Raw genomic sequence first — 18,949 nt, 5'->3', positions numbered from 1 at the left:
TGAAAGTCACTGTACTTTTTTTTCTATGCTGTTTTAGCATGTCTGCTCAAGACAAAACAGAAATACATTACAAAGATTTAGTGGAGTCTTATTATGATAAACGTAGTAAGACTCCATTATTTATTTATGATAGTTTCAATGGAAAGATTATAGATACTCTGTATAACGTTGAAGATAAAAAGTCATGGTATAAGATAGCAATAACAGACAGTGAATACGGTTGGTTTAAAATTAAGAATATTCAAAGATTACCTAATGCGTATATAAACTATGGTTACGAAAACCGTTGGGTAAAAACAACTAATTTTTTAATCACAGTAGATGATTTTGATGAGAGCCATAACATTTATCTTTATGATCAACCAACAATAGAATCAAATAAAATCCATAAAGTTGATTCTAATCAAACAGCAAAAATAATTGAGACATCAGGTTTATGGGTTAAAATCAGGTTCAAAGTAGATAAGAAATTTGTTGAAGGTTGGTTAAGTTTCAAAAATCAATGTGCTCATCCTTGGACAACTTGCCCAGAAACTGATTAATTCTTTAATTGGAGTATAAATACTAATAATATCATAAAAATTATTTAAGATTTGGAATTGTAGATTATAATTTGCAACCTTTGTTTATCAAAAACAACAAATGACTTTTATTCAACTACATCATCATTTTCATACTAGCGCTCAAGCGAGGTGAGAATGTATTGAATAAAATCAACATATTTTAAAAACCGTTTGAGTAAATCAAACGGTTTTTTGTTTTATTACATTCTGCCAAAAAGATTTACTCAATCAAGAAAACAAAAAAAGAAAAATGAGTAAATTAAAAATTGCTGTTCAAAAATCTGGAAGACTTCACGATGACTCCATGAAACTTTTAAAAGATATTGGTATATCTATTGATAATGGAAAAGATCAGCTAAAAGCTTCAGCCAAAAACTTTCCTTTAGAAGTGTTCTATCTAAGAAATGGAGATATTCCTCAGTATTTAAAAGATGGAGTAGTCGATGCTGCCATTATAGGAGAAAACGTTTTAATTGAAAAAGGAAACGGAATATCAGTGATAGAAAAACTAGGATTCTCTTCATGTAAAGTATCTGTAGCCATTCCTAAATCATTAGAATATCAATCTATCAAAGATTTAGAAGGAAAACGGATTGCAACATCTTATCCAAATACCGTTAACCAATTTTTAAAACAAAATAATGTAAATGCCAATTTGCATATCATTAACGGTTCGGTTGAAATCGCTCCAAATATTGGATTAGCTGATGCCATAGTAGATATAGTGTCTAGCGGAAGTACGTTATTTAAAAACGGATTAAAAGAAGTTGATGTGTTATTAAAATCTCAAGCGGTTTTAGCGGTTTCACCTTTAATCATTGCTGAGAATAAAGCTATTTTGAACAGACTTCAATTTAGGCTGCAATCTGTTTTAAGAGGTAGGCGTAATAAGTATGTATTACTTAATACTCCTAATGAAAAATTAGATGCCATTATAAATATTTTGCCAGGAATGAACAGTCCAACCATTTTACCCTTAGCTAAAAAGGGTTGGAGCTCATTGCATTCTGTAATTAATAAGAATGAGTTTTGGGAGGTCATTGATGAATTGAAACAGAATGGAGCCGAAGGCATATTAGTTTGTCCAATTGAAAACATGGTATTGTAATGAAAAAAATATTAAATCCAAATAGAAAATTGTGGTCAGATATTTTAAAACGACCTACACAAACTGTTGAAAATATTGAAGATACTGTAAACGAAATCTTCAATGATGTACAACGAAGAAGAGATAAAGCTATATCAAAGTACACAGAGTTGTTTGATGGCGTATCTTTAAATGTTACAGAAGTTACTTCGGAAGAACTAGAAGAGGCGTCTAAGTTTATCTCTAATGATTTGAAAAATGCAATTCAAACAGCCAAATCAAATATTGAACGCTTTCATGCAGTTCAAAAAACAGATCGTATATCAGTTCAAACTTCGAAAGGAATCGAATGCTGGCAAGAGAAACGTCCGATACAAAAAGTTGGATTATATATTCCTGGCGGAACTGCACCATTGTTTTCTACGGTATTGATGCTTGCTGTTCCAGCTCAGATTGCAGGTTGTAAAGATATTGTTTTATGTTCTCCTCCAAATAACAAAGGAAGTATTGCAAACGAAATTTTATATGCAGCTCAGTTATGTGGAGTCACAAAAATCATAAAAGTAGGAGGTATACAAGCTATTGCAGGTTTGACATTTGGAACAGAAACTATTCCTCAAGTTTATAAAATTTTCGGACCAGGAAACCAATTTGTAACCGTTGCAAAACAATTGGCTACTAAGTATGGCGTTGCGATTGATATGCCTGCAGGTCCGAGTGAATTATTAATTGTTGCTGATGATTCTGCAAAAGCAAATTATGTAGCTTCAGATTTATTGAGCCAAGCTGAACATGGAGCAGATAGTCAAGTGATTTTGGTGTCCACATCCAAAGAGTTAATCGCTAGTGTTGAGATTGAAATTCAACAACAACTTAAAGAATTGCCAAGACTTGATATGGCTCAAAAGGCTATAGAAAACTCTAAACTTATTTATGTAGAAACTGATGACATTGCTTTAGAGATGATCAATGAATATGCACCTGAACACTTTATTATTTGTTCAAAAAATGAGGATTTCTACATTGATAACATTGAAAATGCAGGCTCTGTATTTATTGGTAATTATACACCTGAAAGTGCTGGAGATTATGCATCAGGAACAAATCATACTTTACCAACCAATGGATTTAGCAAGGCCTATTCTGGAGTGAACTTAGACAGTTTCACCAAGAGTATTACGTTTCAAAAAATTTCTAAAGAAGGTATTATAAATATTGGAAAAACTATAGAAATCATGGCAGAAGCTGAAGGTTTACAAGCACACAAAAATGCAGTTTCATTACGATTAATAGATTTAGAATTATGAAAAATTTTAACCTTAATACCTACGTAAGAACTAATGTTTTAAATCTAAAACCTTATTCATCAGCTCGTGACGAATACAAAGATATTTCAGGTGAAATGGTGTTTCTTGACGCTAATGAAAATCCTAACGAAAATGGAGTCAATCGCTATCCTGATCCACAACAGAAAGAACTTAAAACAAAATTAGGCGTTTTAAAAGAGGTTTCCGAAGAGCAGATCCTTTTAGGAAATGGAAGTGACGAGATATTAGATTTAATTTTCAGAGCCTTTTGTGAACCTAATATAGACCAAATCATCACCTTGCCACCAACGTATGGCATGTATGAAGTTTTGGCAAATCTTAATGCAATTGAGAGTATTAAAATTGAATTGAATTCTAACTTTCAACCGAAAGTAGATTCGATTTTAGAAGCTCAAAACAATCGCACAAAACTTTTGTTTTTGTGTTCTCCAAACAATCCAACATCTAATAGTTTTAATTCGGAAATGATTGAGAAATTAATTTCAAAATTTAATGGAATAGTAGTTATCGATGAAGCTTATATCGATTTTTCAAATGAGGATAGTTGGATTAAAAATCTATTTCGGTTTCCAAATTTAATAGTCACACAAACTCTATCAAAAGCTTATGGAATGGCTGGAATAAGATTAGGTATTTGTTATGCGTCAAAAGAAATTATATCAATTTTGAATAGTATCAAACCGCCTTACAATGTCAATGAATTAACTCAGCAAAAAGCATTGCTAAGGCTTTCTAATCTTGAAGACACTAAAAACGAAATCAACACTATTTTACAACAGCGCAAATGGCTTAAATCTGAACTAGAATCCATTCAATTTGTAGAAAGGATATTTCCTTCTGATGCTAATTTCCTATTGGTAAAAGTAGATAACGCAACCAGGCGATATAATGAATTGATAGTAAAGGGAATTGTTGTTAGAAATAGAACTAATCAACCATTATGTGAGAACTGTTTGAGATTAACAGTGGGCACAAAACAAGAAAACATAAAACTAATTACAGCACTAAAACAATTAAAATGAAACGTGTATTATTTATAGATAGAGACGGAACTCTTATTCAAGAGCCTGCAGATGAACAAATCGATTCGTTTGACAAATTAGAGTTTTATCCAAAGGTATTTCAATACTTAAGCAAAATAACTAAAGAGTTAGATTATGAAATCGTCATGATTACCAATCAAGATGGACTTGGAACAGATATTTATCCGGAAACTACGTTTTGGCCAGTACATAATTTTGTTATTAAAACTTTTGAGGCCGAAGGCATATGTTTTGAGGAACAATTCATAGACAGAACATTTGCTAAAGAGAATGCACCAACTAGAAAGCCTAATACAGGATTGTTAACCAAGTATTTTTCTTCCGATTATGATTTAGCCAATTCTTTTGTGATAGGTGATCGGTTAACAGATGTGGAACTTGCCAAGAATCTAGGTTCTAAAGGGATTTTCATCAACGACAATACCAAATTAGGTACTGATGAAATTACAGTAAAAAGAGAAGCTTTGAATAATTTTATTGCTTTAGAAAGTAACGATTGGGAAACCATTTATAAGTTTCTAAAGGCTGATGTAAGAACAGGCAGTGTTGAGAGAAATACAAACGAGACTAAAATAAAAATCAATTTAAATCTCGACGGAACAGGTCAAAGTAATATTGACACAGGTATTGCCTTTTTTGATCACATGTTAGACCAAATTGCTCGTCACGGTCAGTTAGATTTGGATATTAAAGTAATCGGTGATTTAGAAGTTGATGAGCATCACACAATAGAAGATACAGCTATTGCGTTGGGCGAAGTTTTTGCATCCACTTTAGGTAACAAACTAGGAATAGAGCGTTACGGATTTGCTTTGCCTATGGACGATTGCTTTGCCCAAGCAGCAATAGATTTTGGAGGTCGTAACTGGTTGGTATGGGAAACCGAGTTTAAACGCGAAATGATTGGAAAAATGCCAACTGAAATGTTTTATCACTTTTTCAAATCCTTTACAGATGGTGCAAAATGTAATTTAAACATTAAAGCTGAAGGCACTAACGAGCATCATAAAATTGAAGCCATATTTAAGGCTTTCGCAAAGGCTATAAAAATGGCAGTAAAAAGAGATATTGAAAAAATGATTTTACCATCAACAAAAGGCATGTTATAATGGATATAGTCATAATAGATTATGGAGCTGGAAATATTAAAAGCATACAATTTGCGTTTAAGCGATTAGGAATAGAAACTCAGTTTTCAAAAGAACCTGAAGTTATACAAGCTGCTGATAGAATTATTTTCCCAGGTGTTGGAGAAGCAAGTTCAGCTATGAAAATGTTGAATTTAAGTCAATTGGATAAACTTATCCCTAATTTAAAACAACCGGTTTTGGGGATTTGTTTAGGTATGCAACTTATGTGTAATCATTCGGAAGAGGGAAATACTAATGGACTCGGCATTTTTGATGTGAATGTAAAACGGTTTAATACAAATGTTAAGGTTCCTCAAATGGGATGGAATACGGTAAATAATTTAAAATCTGACTTATTTAAAGGCATTAATGAAGGCGATTACATGTATCTTGTGCATAGTTATTATGCTGAGAATTGCAAAGAAGCAATAGCCATTTCAGATTATGGGCTAAAATATGCCTCAGCCATAGAAAACAATAACTTTTATGGTGTTCAATTTCATCCTGAAAAAAGCAGTACAACGGGAGAACAACTATTAAAAAACTTTTTAAACTTATGAGAATAATTCCAGCAATAGATATCTTATACGGAAAATGCGTTCGTCTTACAAAAGGTGATTACAGTACAAAAAAGATATATAATGAAAATCCAATTGAGGTAGCTAAAGAATTCGAAGCAGCTGGCATGCAATACTTGCATTTAGTGGACTTGGATGGAGCAAAAGCAAATCATATTGTGAACTATAAAGTGCTTGAGCAAATCACTTCAAAAACTACTTTGAAAATTGATTTTGGAGGTGGTTTAAAAACTGATGAAGATTTGCATATCGCATTCAATTCAGGAGCCAAACAAATAACAGGTGGAAGTATTGCTGTTAAAGATCCTGAGGTATTCCAAGGTTGGCTTTCAAAATACGGAGGCATAAAGATTATGCTTGGTGCCGATTGTATAAATGAAAAAATTGCGATAAATGGTTGGCAAGAAGAAAGTGGCATGAATGTTATTCCTTTTATTCAATCCTACGAAAACAAAGGTATCAAATATGTGATTTGTACTGATATTGCAAAAGATGGAATGTTAGAAGGTCCATCATTTGATTTATATAAGCGCATTTTAAACGAATCTAGAGACATCAGACTGATAGCGTCTGGAGGTGTAACTTCTTTGGAGGATTTAAATGTATTAGAAGATTTAGGATGTGAAGGTGCAATAATAGGAAAAGCCCTTTATGAAGGCCATATTAGATTAAGAGATTTAGAAATCTACTCGTAAAGTATGCTAACAAAACGAATTATTCCTTGTTTAGATATAAAAAACGGAAGAACAGTTAAAGGTGTTAATTTTGTTGATCTTCGTGATGCTGGTAATCCTGTAGAACTTGCGAAACAATATGCAAGGCTTGGTGCAGATGAACTTGTGTTTCTAGATATTTCAGCAACATTAGAAGGCCGTAAAACGATGCACGACATGGTGTTAAAAGTAGCTGAACACGTCAATATTCCATTTACCGTTGGAGGTGGCATTTCTTCTATTGAAGACGTCGATGATTTATTGCATTGTGGAGCAGATAAAGTGTCTATAAATTCTAGTGCAATTAAACGGCCTGAACTCATAAATGAATTGTCAAACAAGTTTGGCAGTCAATGTGTTGTTGTAGCCATTGATGCGAAACTAATAGATGGTGAATGGATTGTTCATTTGGCAGGAGGAACGATTCCAACAGATTTGAGACTGTTTGAATGGGCAAAAGAAGTTGAGCAGCGAGGAGCGGGTGAAATTTTATTCACGTCCATGAATAATGATGGCACCAAAGCAGGTTTTGCCAACGATGCACTAGCTCAACTTTCACAAACTGTTAATACACCTATTATTGCTTCAGGTGGAGCAGGTACAATTCAACATTTCATAGACACCTTTAAAGTAGGAAAAGCGGATGCTGCATTGGCTGCAAGTGTATTTCATTTTGGAGAAATAGAAATTTCAGATTTAAAAAAAGAATTAAAGGACAATAGAATAGAAGTGAGATTATGAACATAGACTTCAATAAAAATAATGGGCTCGTTCCAGCTATCATTCAAGATGCATCAACTCACAATGTATTAATGTTAGGCTATATGAATGAAGATGCCGTAAAGAAAACAATAGACACTAATTTGGTTACTTTTTTTAGTCGTTCTAAACAACGTTTATGGACCAAAGGAGAAGAAAGTGGTAATGTTCTTAATCTAGTGAGCATAAAGCTAGATTGCGATAGTGATACACTTTTGATAAAAGTTAATCCAAATGGATCAACTTGTCATAAAGGATCTGATACATGTTGGAATGACAAGAACAAATCAAATTTCGGATTTATTTCAGAATTAGAAACTATTATTGAAAGTAGAAAGCGGAGAGCATCAAAAGATTCATCATATGTGGCTTCTCTATTTGAAAAAGGCATTAATAAAATCGCTCAGAAAGTTGGAGAAGAAGCTGTTGAGGTTGTGATTGAAGCTAAAGATTCTAATGATGACTTATTCCTAAATGAAAGTGCCGATTTGTTATTCCATTATCTCATTTTATTACAAGCCAAAGGCTACAAATTAAATGATGTGGTGAATGTATTACAAGAACGTCAGAAATAATAAGAATTATCTTACACTATTAGTTTTGGACAAAAATTTCTATGAGTGATTTGGATATTTGTTTTATATTTAACCTATAACCAAACTAGTATTCTCCACCATGACTTCTAAATCAGTTTTAATTTTTCTAGCGTTTATTTTTGTTTCTTTTTTTTCTTATTCACAGGAATGTGGATTTGACGAAGAACAAAACAGACTTAGCCAAAATCCAGATTTTCTCAGACAACAGGAACAATTTGAAGAAAAAATTCAGAATTTTATAGCTTCAGAAGACATGCAAAATAGAATGGGTGGCGTATTGACAATTCCAGTCGTAGTTCATGTTTTGCATTTAGGAGAAGCCGTTGGTTCTGGAACAAATATAGCAGATGCCCAAATACAAAGTAGTATAGATAATCTTAACGACTTCTATAGAGGTATAACACCTGGAAGTCCGTTAGATTTTGAAATTGAATTCACATTGGCACAACGTGATCCTAATTGTAATGCTACAACAGGAATTAATAGAATTGATGCTTCAGCGGTTCCAAATTATTCATCAGATGGTGTATCCTTTTTAGGTGCAGGAGCTGATGAAACCGTTTTAAAGGATTTAAGCCGTTGGCCAGAAACAGATTATTTTAATGTTTGGATCGTTACAGAAATTGATGGAAATAATGGTGGTGGAGGTTTTCAAGGCTATGCGAATTTTTTTAATGGTAACGCTTATGAAGGCTCAGTAATGATGCATTCTGTTTTTGGTTATGATCCAACCAATGCTAACCCTTCTTGGCCATTAAACTTTGCAAGAGACAACAGTACTGTAGTTCACGAAGCTGGACACTACTTTCATTTATACCATACATTTCAAGGCGATGATACTAACAATGATGGTATCTCTGATGCTTGTCCTGCAGATGTCACTGTTGGTGTAAATAGTGATGGTTGTGCTGATACAGTTCCACATCAAAGAGAAACAAGTACATGTCCTGCAAATAACGCGTGTACAAGCAACCCTTGGGTAGATGATAATACCATAAACAATATCATGAGTTATTATTGGTGTACCGATTTAATGACAAATGATCAAAAAACAAGAGTAAGAGCTGCAATGGAAGGGACTTCTTTAGTGAATTCTAAAGGGTCACAGCCAGTTGATCCATCTTATGCTGCTCCAGTTGCTGTGTGTTCTACAAATTCACCTGCTGCTAATAATTTTGCAGGAATTTATAGTGTAGAATTAAATGGTGTAACCTTTAGTTCTTCAACTACTGGTATTGATGGCGGTAATATCGATAATAGTGGTAATTGCTCTAATTATTTTGAAATTGATGCGTCAATTTCTAATACCTTAAATGTAGGTGTTGGAAATAATTTCAATCAAATTGGTGTTTGGATTGATTGGAATGACGATGGTGATTTTGATGATGATGCAGAACAACAACATTTTTCTCAGGATATTGCTGCATTTAGTATAGTTCCGATTGTATTAACATATCCAACAACAATTCCTTATAACGATTATGTAAGAGTTAGAATTATTGAAGATCTAGACGATAGATATACAGGCGTTGATCTTATAAATTCTTCTTGTTATTCATTTCTAGAATATGGACAATCAGAAGATTATGCCATTTACATTATGCCAGCAACTGGTCCTACAACCTATACCTATAATAACGGATGGTCACCAAGTGATCCAAATGGTGTTGCTACTGCTAGTGAAGATATTGTTATTGCTGTAGGAAATGCAACAATAAACTCAAATACAACGTGTAATAGTTTAACAGTAAATGCAGGAGCTGGACTAACTATTAATTCGGCAACTACGCTTACAGTTGCTAATGATTTAACTTTAGAATCGAGTTCAACAAGTTACTCGAGTTTAATACTTGATGGTTCCATAATTGGTACTATAAACTATGAACGTCATGTTAATATTAATGGTTCTGGCACAACTGGTAGTAATGATTTAATTTCTGCACCTGTAACTGGTCAAGCATTTAATGCGTTCGCTACTGCTAATCCAAACATTTTAAACAATGGAACATTATATCTATTCGGTCCTTTTGATAAAACTACTGGAACATATCTAACTTATGCAGGAACTGCCACAACAACTTTAGACCCAGGAGTTGGTTATAGAGCAGCATCTAGCGATAATGGTTCATTTACGTTTACTGGTACTGCTAATACTACACTTGTAAGCGTTGACATTTTAAACTCAGGACCTTCAGAACCTGCAGAACAAGAATGGAATCTTGTTGGAAATCCGTATCCTTCCTATTTAAACGTGCAAGCATTCCTGAATCATGAAGTTAGCACTGGTGTTAGCAATCTTAATTTAATGAATGCTGGAACAGCAGCAATTTACGGGTATGACGGAAATGCTTTAGATGATTGGACGATTTATAATTTAGCAAATACAACGGCTTCCACAGTAATTACACCTGGTCAAGGATTCTTTGTGAGTGCAGATGCAACCAACGCACCTCTATACGATTTAGAATTTACGCCTGCAATGCGTTCTACTGGAACAAGTGACGATTTTATTGTTGGTCGATCTGCAAATAATACAAATTCAATTTTAAGTACGTTGCAATTATCAAGTTCAACTAAAACCACTAATACAAGTATTTATTTTATTGAAGGTACTACTAGAGGTTTAGATCCAGGATATGATGCAGCTTCTTATCATCGTGCATCTGGAGAATTATCAATATTTACTAATTTAATTGAAGACAATGAAGGTTTAGATATTGCAATTCAATCTATACCTTATAATGACTTTAACGATGTTACTATTCCATTAGGAATAAAAGCTCCATCAGGTACATTATTATCTATTGGATTAGATGATAAATCATCCTTACCTGCAAATATTAAGGTCTATTTAGAAGATACTTTTAAAAATACATTAACCTTATTAAATGAATCTGATTATACATTTATACCATCAAATGATTTAGTTGGAACAGGACGATTCTATTTGAGGTATTCTGCAGAACACTTGTCTTTAGACACGAATGATGACCTTAATAACTTAATTATTTACATAAATGAAAATTACAAGGACATTATCATTAAAGGCAAATTAACTTCAGCCTCAAAAGTTGATTTGTATGATATTCAAGGACGATTAGTTTTAAGTTCAAATCTAGAAGAATCTAGTGTTACTAATTCCGTTGATGTATCCTCAATAAGTGCTGGTGTTTATATTATTCAGGTGTCTAATAGCAGTAACACGATAACTAAAAAGCTTATCATTAAATAAGTCATTTAATAAATCTATTACATCAGTCGTTGACTAAAATTGGCGGCTGTTTTTTTATGAATTAAGCCTTTTAAATTCCAATAAGAATCTCTTCTAAAATTTTGTAAAAACTCATAAAATGGCGTTCTTGCCAGCATGTTTAATAAAAAGCGCTATTACTATTTAATAAAGATTCAGTACTTAGGGTATCGATTTCACGGTTGGCAAAAACAACCAAAATTGAAAACGATTCATTTAATGATTGATAGAACGCTTAATTTTATTCTTGATGGCAAAGAATTTAAAACCTTAGGCTCTGGCCGAACTGATGCCATGGTATCCGCAAATGAGTCTGCTTTTGAATTATTTATATATGAAAAAATAGAAGATGAAACTGCCTTTTTAAACATGTTTAATCATAATCTTCCTCAAGACTTAAGAGCTTTAGCAATTGAAGAAGTTGATGCCGAATTTAACATCATTCAGCATTCAAAAATTAAAGAATATGTGTATCTCTTTACATTCGGAGAAAAATGCCATCCGTTTTGTGCACCCATAATGACGACCATCCTTGATGATTTAGACATTAACATAATGAAACAAGGTGCCAAATTATTTGAAGGCGAACATAATTTCAAACCGTATTGCTTTAGAGCAACAGATAAAGGTTTATACATCAGAGAAGTTGACAGTTGCAAATTAGTTGAAAACACCATGTTTACTGCAAATTTCTTTCCGAAGCAGACCTATACTCTCATCGTGAAAGGCAAAGGCTTTGGACGTAATCAAATTAGGTTAATGATGGGAACCCTCATCAAATTGGGTAGAGGAGAAGTGGACTTAAATTATATTGAAAATTCCTTGAAAACGGAGAGTACAGAGGTTATGGATTTTATTGCGCCTGCATCAGGATTGATATTAAATGCGGTAGAATTTGAATAAATTTATAATTTGATTTTAGCATGTTCTAATCCCAATTCTATAAAATGTAATAGATCTGTTTCAGTTGTAATGCCATCTTGGGATACGTATACAAATTCTTTCATTGGACGTTTAGTAAAATCCATTGGTCTAACAGTATCTTTTTCTAATTCAATGTCCATTTTATCAGAAACAATCCGTACTGCCAATTCCTCTTTAACAATACCAACTGTCATTTTTCCTTGATATAAGAATGATAATCCTCCAAACATTTTCTTTTCTGTAAAATCTTCTGGAAACAATTTTAATTGTTCACGTATTCTATTTGCAAGTTGTTCGTTGAATGCCATTACTTATAGTTTTAATCTTGCAGAAGCCATCACATTTTGCTTTGCATAATCACCTTCTAGATATTTAAGATGACCAACAATTGCAATCATAGCTGCATTATCTGTTGTGTATTCAAATTTTGGAATGTAAGTCGTCCAGCCAAATTTTTTCTCTCCATCTTTTAGGGCTTGTCGTATCCCTGAATTTGCAGAAACACCTCCACCAATGGCAATATGAGTAATACCAGTTTCTTTTGTAGCTAACTTCAGTTTATCAATTAAAATCCCGATAATAGTATATTGAATAGAGGCACAAATATCATTTAGGTTGGCTTCAATAAATTTAGAATTTGCCTTAACTTCTCTCTGAATAAAATATAGAATAGCTGTTTTTAATCCCGAAAAACTAAAATTCAAACCTGCAACTTTAGGTTTAGTAAACTGAAATGCTTTCGGATTTCCAAGTTTTGCTCGCCTATCAATTTCTGGTCCAGCTGGATAACCTAAACCCAGTATTTTTCCACTTTTATCAAACGCTTCTCCAACAGCGTCATCAATTGTTTCACCAATGACATCCATATCAAAATGAGAAGACACCTTTACAATTTGTGTATGACCACCAGAAATCGTCATCGCTAGAAACGGGAAAGGCGGTTTTTTAAAATTCTCTTCTTCTATAAAATGCGCCAAAATATGAGCTTGCATATGATTGACATCAATTAAAGGAATATCTAATCCATAGGCTAAAGATTTAGCAAACGAGGTACCAACTAATAAAGAACCCATTAATCCTGGTCCTCGAGTAAAGGCAATAGCACTCAGTTGAGTTTTGTCTACATTAGCTTTTTTAAGTGCCTGATCTACAACAGGAACTATATTCTGTTGATGTGCTCTAGATGCCAATTCTGGAACGACTCCACCATACGCTTCATGTATTTTTTGGCTAGCCACAATGTTACTTAAAATTTTGCCGTTATGCATAACTGCAGCTGCAGTATCATCACAGGACGACTCAATAGCAAGAATATATATATTTTGTGAGCTCATTAATATAAATTAGGCACAATAATTGTTAATTTTGAGGTCAAAGTTATAACTTTAAAGGCGTATCAAAAAATTCCTTAAAATACTATCCAAAATAATAGCAATTATTTTGCTATTGTTCATCATTTTGGTGCTGATATTATCTATTCCACCTGTTCAAACTGCATTAGGAAAATACGCGACCAATAAAATCAATGATGAATTTGGCACAAACATCAATATTGGTAAAGTCGGACTTCAATTTAATGGTGATGTTGAACTTAAGGAAATCTATATTCAAGATTACAAAAAGGATACCCTTATTGCCATTCAAGAATTAAACACGTCTATTCTAAACTATAGAAACCTTTCTAACGGAAAACTTAATTTTGGTGATATTGATATGTATGATTTAATACTCAATATCAAAACTTATGAAGGTGAAGTAGATACAAACCTTGATGTTTTTGTTGCCAGATTTGATGAAGATAATCCTAGTACAAAAAAAAGCGAGTTTTTATTATCTTCTAGTGATGTTTCAATTTATGATGGTACGTTTCGACTTATTGATGAAAATCGAGAAACACATAAAGTTTTAGAATTTAATGATCTTAATATTAATGCAACAAACTTTGTGATTGATGGTAGTGATGTAAGAACTCGTATTAATACACTAGCTTTTAAAGACAGTAGAGGTGCTCATATTCAGAATTTGATGACAGATTTTGAATACACCTTAACTTATATGAATTTTGAAAACCTAAGCATCAAAACCGAAAAGTCCATTTTAAAAGGAAAACTGCGTTTTGACTATAATCGTGAAGATTTCAAAGATTTTGAAGATAAAGTACAAGTTTCAGCAGACTTCATAGATTCTGAAGTGTCTTTAAATGATCTTAATACATTTTACAATGAATTTGGTGTCGATCAAAAAGCCAAACTCAATGTTAATTTAACAGGAACATTAAATGATTTGAATGCCAATAACCTTCAGTTAAATGCAAGTGGACGAACCAAAATATTTGGAGACCTTAATTTCAAAAACTTGTTTAGCAGCGCTGAAGGCGATTTTTCTATGGTTGGACGTTATGATGATTTAAGTTCAAATTATTACGATTTAAGAGCGCTGTTACCCAACATTTTAGGAGAATCCATTCCAAGTGTTTTTTCAAAACTTGGTAATTTTAAAATAACTGGAACCTCTTATATTACGGATACAACAATTGATGCTGATATTAAGATTAATACTGATTTAGGGATTATTGTTTCAGATATGAAAATGACTCATGTTGATGATATTGATAATGCCAATTATATTGGAAATGTCGTTTTTGACGAGTTTGATTTAGGTGAACTACTTAACGATCCAAATCTTAAAACCACCTCTTTGGACTTAGATGTCGATGGAAAAGGGTTTACTGTCGAAAATCTAAGTACTCAAATTAAAGGTAAAGTTTTCCATATAGATTACAACGATTATAACTATCAAGATATTGATGTTTCTGGAAAATTAGGAAATCAAGTCTTTAACGGGTTTCTGGAATCTAAAGATGAAAATTTTAAATTTAAATTTAATGGTTTAGCAGATTTGTCAAAGGATATTATGAGTTTTGACTTTAATGCAGATGTAGATTTTGCTAATCTAATAGCACTTAATTTCATTCAAAAGGATAGCGTTTCAGTATTTAAAGGTAATGTTTCAATGTCAATGAAAGGGTCATCTCTTGATGATGCTTTTGGTACATTGAATTTTAAAAACACGACCTATATTAATGAAAATGATAATTACTTTTTTGAAGATTTCATAGTGTCATCAACATTTAATGGTAAACAACGTACTTTAAAAATAAATTCTCCCGATATCATTGAAGGCACAATGAAAGGTAATTTTAAGTTTGAAGACCTTGCAAAACTTACAGAAAATTCAATAGGTAGCATTTATACCAATTATTCACCTCATAAAATTGAAACCGATCAATATGTAGAATTTAATTTTAAAATTTATAATAAGATTGTCGAAGCTTTTTATCATGATTTAGAGTTAGGTCCTAACACAACCATTAAGGGTAGGATTGAAACAAACGAAAAGAATTTTAACCTTACATTTAATTCACCTCACATCAAGCTTAAAGATTATTTTGCCAGTGATTTGTCTGTTTTAGTAGATAATAGCAACCCTGTCTTTAATACCTATATTGAAATTGATTCACTGAGTACTAATTTTTATGAAGTTTCAGATTTTAGTCTTATTAATGTAACGCAGAGAGATACCTTATTTATTAAATCAGAATTTAAAGGTGGTAAACAAAACACCGATAATTATGATCTTAATTTATACTATACTATTAATGAAGCCCAAAACTCGGTCGTTGGGTTTAGAAAATCTGAAATTACATTTAAAGAAAATGATTGGACCATTAATGAAGATAAGAATAATTCCAATAAAATAACCTTTGATAGGCAACTAATTGCATTTGATATTGATAACATAATAATGACTCATTTTGGTGAGAAAATTGAACTTTTTGGAAAAATAGAAAATGCAGAAACTAAAGATATCAATCTAAATTTCACTGATGTAGATTTAACCAAAATCACACCACGTATAGATAGTTTAACCTTAGCAGGCAAAGTCAATGGTGGATTAAAAGTGCTTCAAAAAGATGGTGTTTATTTACCAAATTCAAGCGTTGTTATTAGTGATCTAAGAGCCAATGATTACGAACTAGGAGAACTCAAAGCCATAGTTTCTGGTAATCAATCGTTAACCAATTATATTGTAGATCTCAGTTTAAAGAATGATAATTTAAAGTCTTTGGTCGCTAAAGGCACCATTGATGTCAGTGATACTAAATCTAATATAAATTTAGATGTTGACTTTGACGAATTCTTGCTCAACCCATTAAATCCATTTGGAGAAGGCGTTATAACTAATATAAGAGGTTTGGTGACCGGAAAAGCAAAAGTTACTGGAAGTTTAAAAGAACCTCAAATTAATGGAGACCTCCTTCTTGATAATGCAGGCTTAACCATTCCATATTTAAATGTAGATTACAGTTTTGATTTTGATTCTCGTGTAAAATTAGAATCTCAGAAGTTTATTTTTCAAGATGTAGAAATTACAGATTCCGAATATTTTTCAAAAGCAACGCTCAACGGATTTATAGGTCATAAAAACTTTTCAGATTGGAAATTAGGTCTCAATATAGATACCTCAAGACTTTTAGTATTGGATACCGAATATGACGAAGAAGAACTCTATTACGGAACAGCTTTTGTTAATGGTCAAGCAGATATTATTGGTCCAACAGATGCTCTTAAAATTGTTTTCAATGGAAGTACTGCTCAAGGCACTGTGTTCAAAATCCCTTTAAGCGACTTAGAAACCTATGGTGACAACTCCTATATTCGATTTTTAACACCTGAAGAAAAAGATGCCAGAAAAAATGGCGAAACACTTCGTGAAGATGTATTCAAAGGCTTACAGCTCGAGTTTAACTTATTTGTAAATCCTTATGCTGATATCGAAATCGTAATCGATAAAAACTCTGGAAGCACCATTCAAGGTAAAGGAAATGGTAACTTATTATTTGACATAAATACCAACGGAAAATTCCAGATGTTTGGTGATTTCCAAATTGAAGAAGGAACATATAATTTTGCTTACGGTGGATTAGTCCAGAAAAAACTTGACGTTGTACGTGGTGGTTCGATTCGTTGGGAAGGTGATCCTCTAAAAGCAGAAATTGGCTTATCTGCAGTTTACAAAGCACAAGCAAACCCTTCAGTTTTATTAGACAATCCAATTAGTAGAAATATTGACGTTGAAGTTATGATTAACCTCACAGGTCAATTAGAACAACCAGAACCAGACTTTAGCTTTGCATTTCCTGGTGTAGATTCTAATATCAAATCTGAGTTAGAATATCGATTAGAAACCAAAGAATCAAGAGAGTTTCAAGCACTAAATGTATTGTCCTTTGGTTCATTTGCAAGCGAGTTTAATTTAGGTCAAAGTGCCTATGGAACGATTTCAGATAGAGTCAACTCCCTTTTCAATAGTATTTTAGGCAATGATGGGACCGATAAAATAAACATTGGTGTTAATTACCAAGTCGGACAGCAAACTACAGAGTATGAAACTAATGATGAAATAGGCTTGACATTAAGCACAAAAATTAGTGATAGAGTCCTAATTAATGGAAAAGTTGGTGTACCTATAGGAGGTGTAAGTGAAACTGTGATTGCTGGAGACGTTCAAATTGATGTACTTCTAAATGAAGAAGGAACACTAACTGCCAAATTTTTTAATAGAGAAAATAATATAAGGAATTTTGGTGAAGAAATTGGTTACACTCAAGGTGTTGGTTTATCATATAATGTGGAGTTTGATACCTTTCAAGAATTGATTCAGATTATCTTCTCTGGAAAAAACAAAAAGAAAGACAAGCCTAAAGAAGAAAAACCAAAGGAGGATGAAGAAAAATTGCTTAAAGATTTCATCAATATGAAGTCTGAAAAAGATAAAAAAAGCAAATAGAGATCTACTTTTTATCATAATTCTCAATTAGTTATTAACGAAAACGTTTGAATTTTTTCCAAGTAGTTAAATTGTCACAAATACAACAGATATTCTTGTTTTTGTTTACTAATTTTACTTAAATAAATGTGATTTTCATGTTACACACCATAAAAAAAATAGGAGTAATGACTTCTGGAGGAGATTCTCCAGGTATGAATGCAGGTATTCGTTCTGTCGTTCGTGCATGCGCATTTCACGATATTGAATGCATTGGAATCTATAGAGGATATGAAGGTATGATTGAAGGCGATTTCAAACCCATGAATGCTAGAAGTGTAAAAGGTATTATTAATAAAGGTGGTACAATATTAAAATCAGCACGATCTAAAGAGTTTAGAACCGTAGAAGGACGTAAACAAGCGCATGACCAACTTGTAAAAGCTGGAATAGATGCCTTTGTTGTTATTGGAGGTGATGGTAGCTTTACTGGTGCAATGATTTTTAGTCAAGAATTTGGAATGCCAGTCATGGGTATTCCTGGTACTATTGATAATGATATATTTGGTACAACACACACCTTAGGCTACGATACTGCATTAAATACAGTTGTAGAAGTCATTGATAAAATTAGAGATACAGCCAGTTCACATAACCGATTATTTTTTATTGAAGTTATGGGTAGAGATGCTGGTCATATCGCTTTAAATGTTGGTGTTGGAGCAGGAGCTGAAGAAATTTTAATTCCGGAAGAAGATCTAGGGTTAGATCGACTTTTAGAATCTCTAAGACGTAGTAAGCAATCTGGAAAATCGTCTAGTATTGTTGTAGTTGCTGAAGGAGATAAAATAGGAAAAAGTGTATTCGAACTCAAAGACTATGTCGAAGAACATATGACCGAATATGAGGTTCGTGTTTCTGTGCTTGGACATATGCAACGTGGAGGATCTCCTTCATGTTTCGATCGCGTATTAGCAAGTAGAATGGGAGTGAAAGCTGTTGAAAGTTTAATCACAGGTAAGACTAATTGTATGGTTGGTCTAAAAAATGATGTTATGACCTTAACACCTTTAGATCAAGCTGTAAAAGGAAAATCAAAAATAAATTTAGAATTATTACGTGTATCAGACATCATGTCGATATAAATAA

At 32.8% G+C, this 18,949-nt stretch carries 15 protein-coding genes; 13 read left to right on the top strand and 2 right to left on the bottom strand.

Going from position 1 to position 18,949, the window contains the following annotated elements; genetic code table 11:
* Positions 1 to 38: 38 nt before the first annotated feature.
* The 11 genes from VOI25_RS10080 (at position 39) to VOI25_RS10030 (ending at position 11,950) form a co-directional block, all read left to right on the top strand.
* Positions 39 to 542 (top strand): SH3 domain-containing protein, encoded by a 504-nt coding sequence (locus tag VOI25_RS10080; protein ID WP_323788943.1) that lies wholly within the window; start codon positions 39 to 41, stop codon positions 540 to 542.
* Between the two features lie 271 nt (positions 543 to 813).
* Positions 814 to 1,671 (top strand): ATP phosphoribosyltransferase, encoded by an 858-nt coding sequence (gene hisG, locus VOI25_RS10075; RefSeq protein WP_323788942.1) that lies wholly within the window; start codon positions 814 to 816, stop codon positions 1,669 to 1,671.
* On the top strand, positions 1,671 to 2,957 hold the full coding sequence (gene hisD / locus VOI25_RS10070; RefSeq protein ID WP_323788941.1) for a histidinol dehydrogenase: 1,287 nt from the start codon (positions 1,671 to 1,673) through the stop codon (positions 2,955 to 2,957). Before hisG ends, hisD begins: the two co-directional genes overlap by 1 nt.
* Positions 2,954 to 4,000: a histidinol-phosphate transaminase gene (gene hisC, locus VOI25_RS10065; protein WP_323788940.1), complete on the top strand. Its 1,047-nt coding sequence runs from the start codon at positions 2,954 to 2,956 to the stop codon at positions 3,998 to 4,000. The genes hisD and hisC overlap by 4 nt, the downstream gene beginning before the upstream one ends.
* Positions 3,997 to 5,130 (top strand): bifunctional histidinol-phosphatase/imidazoleglycerol-phosphate dehydratase HisB, encoded by a 1,134-nt coding sequence (gene hisB, locus VOI25_RS10060; RefSeq protein WP_323788939.1) that lies wholly within the window; start codon positions 3,997 to 3,999, stop codon positions 5,128 to 5,130. The genes hisC and hisB overlap by 4 nt, the downstream gene beginning before the upstream one ends.
* On the top strand, positions 5,130 to 5,711 hold the full coding sequence (gene hisH, locus VOI25_RS10055) for an imidazole glycerol phosphate synthase subunit HisH (RefSeq protein ID WP_323788938.1): 582 nt from the start codon (positions 5,130 to 5,132) through the stop codon (positions 5,709 to 5,711). Before hisB ends, hisH begins: the two co-directional genes overlap by 1 nt.
* Entirely contained in the window at positions 5,708 to 6,424 is a 717-nt protein-coding gene (hisA, locus tag VOI25_RS10050) for a 1-(5-phosphoribosyl)-5-[(5-phosphoribosylamino)methylideneamino]imidazole-4-carboxamide isomerase (protein ID WP_323788937.1), read from the top strand. The genes hisH and hisA overlap by 4 nt, the downstream gene beginning before the upstream one ends.
* A 3-nt stretch (positions 6,425 to 6,427) precedes the next feature.
* A complete protein-coding gene (gene hisF, locus VOI25_RS10045) occupies positions 6,428 to 7,183 on the top strand; it encodes an imidazole glycerol phosphate synthase subunit HisF (RefSeq protein WP_323788936.1) in 756 nt (251 codons plus the stop codon).
* Positions 7,180 to 7,776, top strand: coding sequence for a bifunctional phosphoribosyl-AMP cyclohydrolase/phosphoribosyl-ATP diphosphatase HisIE (gene hisIE / locus VOI25_RS10040; RefSeq protein WP_323788935.1), 597 nt, complete (start codon positions 7,180 to 7,182; stop codon positions 7,774 to 7,776). Before hisF ends, hisIE begins: the two co-directional genes overlap by 4 nt.
* A 100-nt stretch (positions 7,777 to 7,876) precedes the next feature.
* Positions 7,877 to 11,029, top strand: coding sequence for a zinc-dependent metalloprotease (locus VOI25_RS10035; protein WP_323788934.1), 3,153 nt, complete (start codon positions 7,877 to 7,879; stop codon positions 11,027 to 11,029).
* Positions 11,030 to 11,164: 135 nt separating this feature from the next.
* Entirely contained in the window at positions 11,165 to 11,950 is a 786-nt protein-coding gene (locus VOI25_RS10030; RefSeq protein WP_323788933.1) for a tRNA pseudouridine synthase A, read from the top strand.
* Between the two features lie 2 nt (positions 11,951 to 11,952).
* On the opposite strand, the gene VOI25_RS10025 is transcribed toward VOI25_RS10030, so the two are convergent.
* Complete coding sequence (locus VOI25_RS10025) at positions 11,953 to 12,279, bottom strand: TfoX/Sxy family protein (RefSeq protein ID WP_323788932.1); 327 nt, start codon at positions 12,277 to 12,279, stop codon at positions 11,953 to 11,955.
* Between the two features lie 3 nt (positions 12,280 to 12,282).
* A complete protein-coding gene (tsaD, locus tag VOI25_RS10020; protein ID WP_323788931.1) occupies positions 12,283 to 13,305 on the bottom strand; it encodes a tRNA (adenosine(37)-N6)-threonylcarbamoyltransferase complex transferase subunit TsaD in 1,023 nt (340 codons plus the stop codon).
* Positions 13,306 to 13,432: 127 nt separating this feature from the next.
* Here tsaD and VOI25_RS10015 point away from each other — a divergent pair, with 127 nt between their 5' ends.
* Positions 13,433 to 17,821, top strand: a complete 4,389-nt coding sequence (locus tag VOI25_RS10015) for a translocation/assembly module TamB domain-containing protein (RefSeq protein WP_323788930.1) — start codon at positions 13,433 to 13,435, stop codon at positions 17,819 to 17,821.
* A 137-nt stretch (positions 17,822 to 17,958) separates the two neighbouring features.
* Positions 17,959 to 18,945 (top strand): 6-phosphofructokinase, encoded by a 987-nt coding sequence (gene pfkA, locus VOI25_RS10010; RefSeq protein ID WP_323788929.1) that lies wholly within the window; start codon positions 17,959 to 17,961, stop codon positions 18,943 to 18,945.
* Positions 18,946 to 18,949: the final 4 nt, after the last annotated feature.

The sequence above is a fragment of the Psychroserpens sp. genome, assembly GCF_034670085.1.
Taxonomy (GTDB): Bacteria; Bacteroidota; Bacteroidia; order Flavobacteriales; family Flavobacteriaceae; genus Psychroserpens.
The sequence above is the reverse complement of the archived record's forward strand: the minus strand, read 5'-3'. Positions and strand labels throughout refer to the sequence as shown.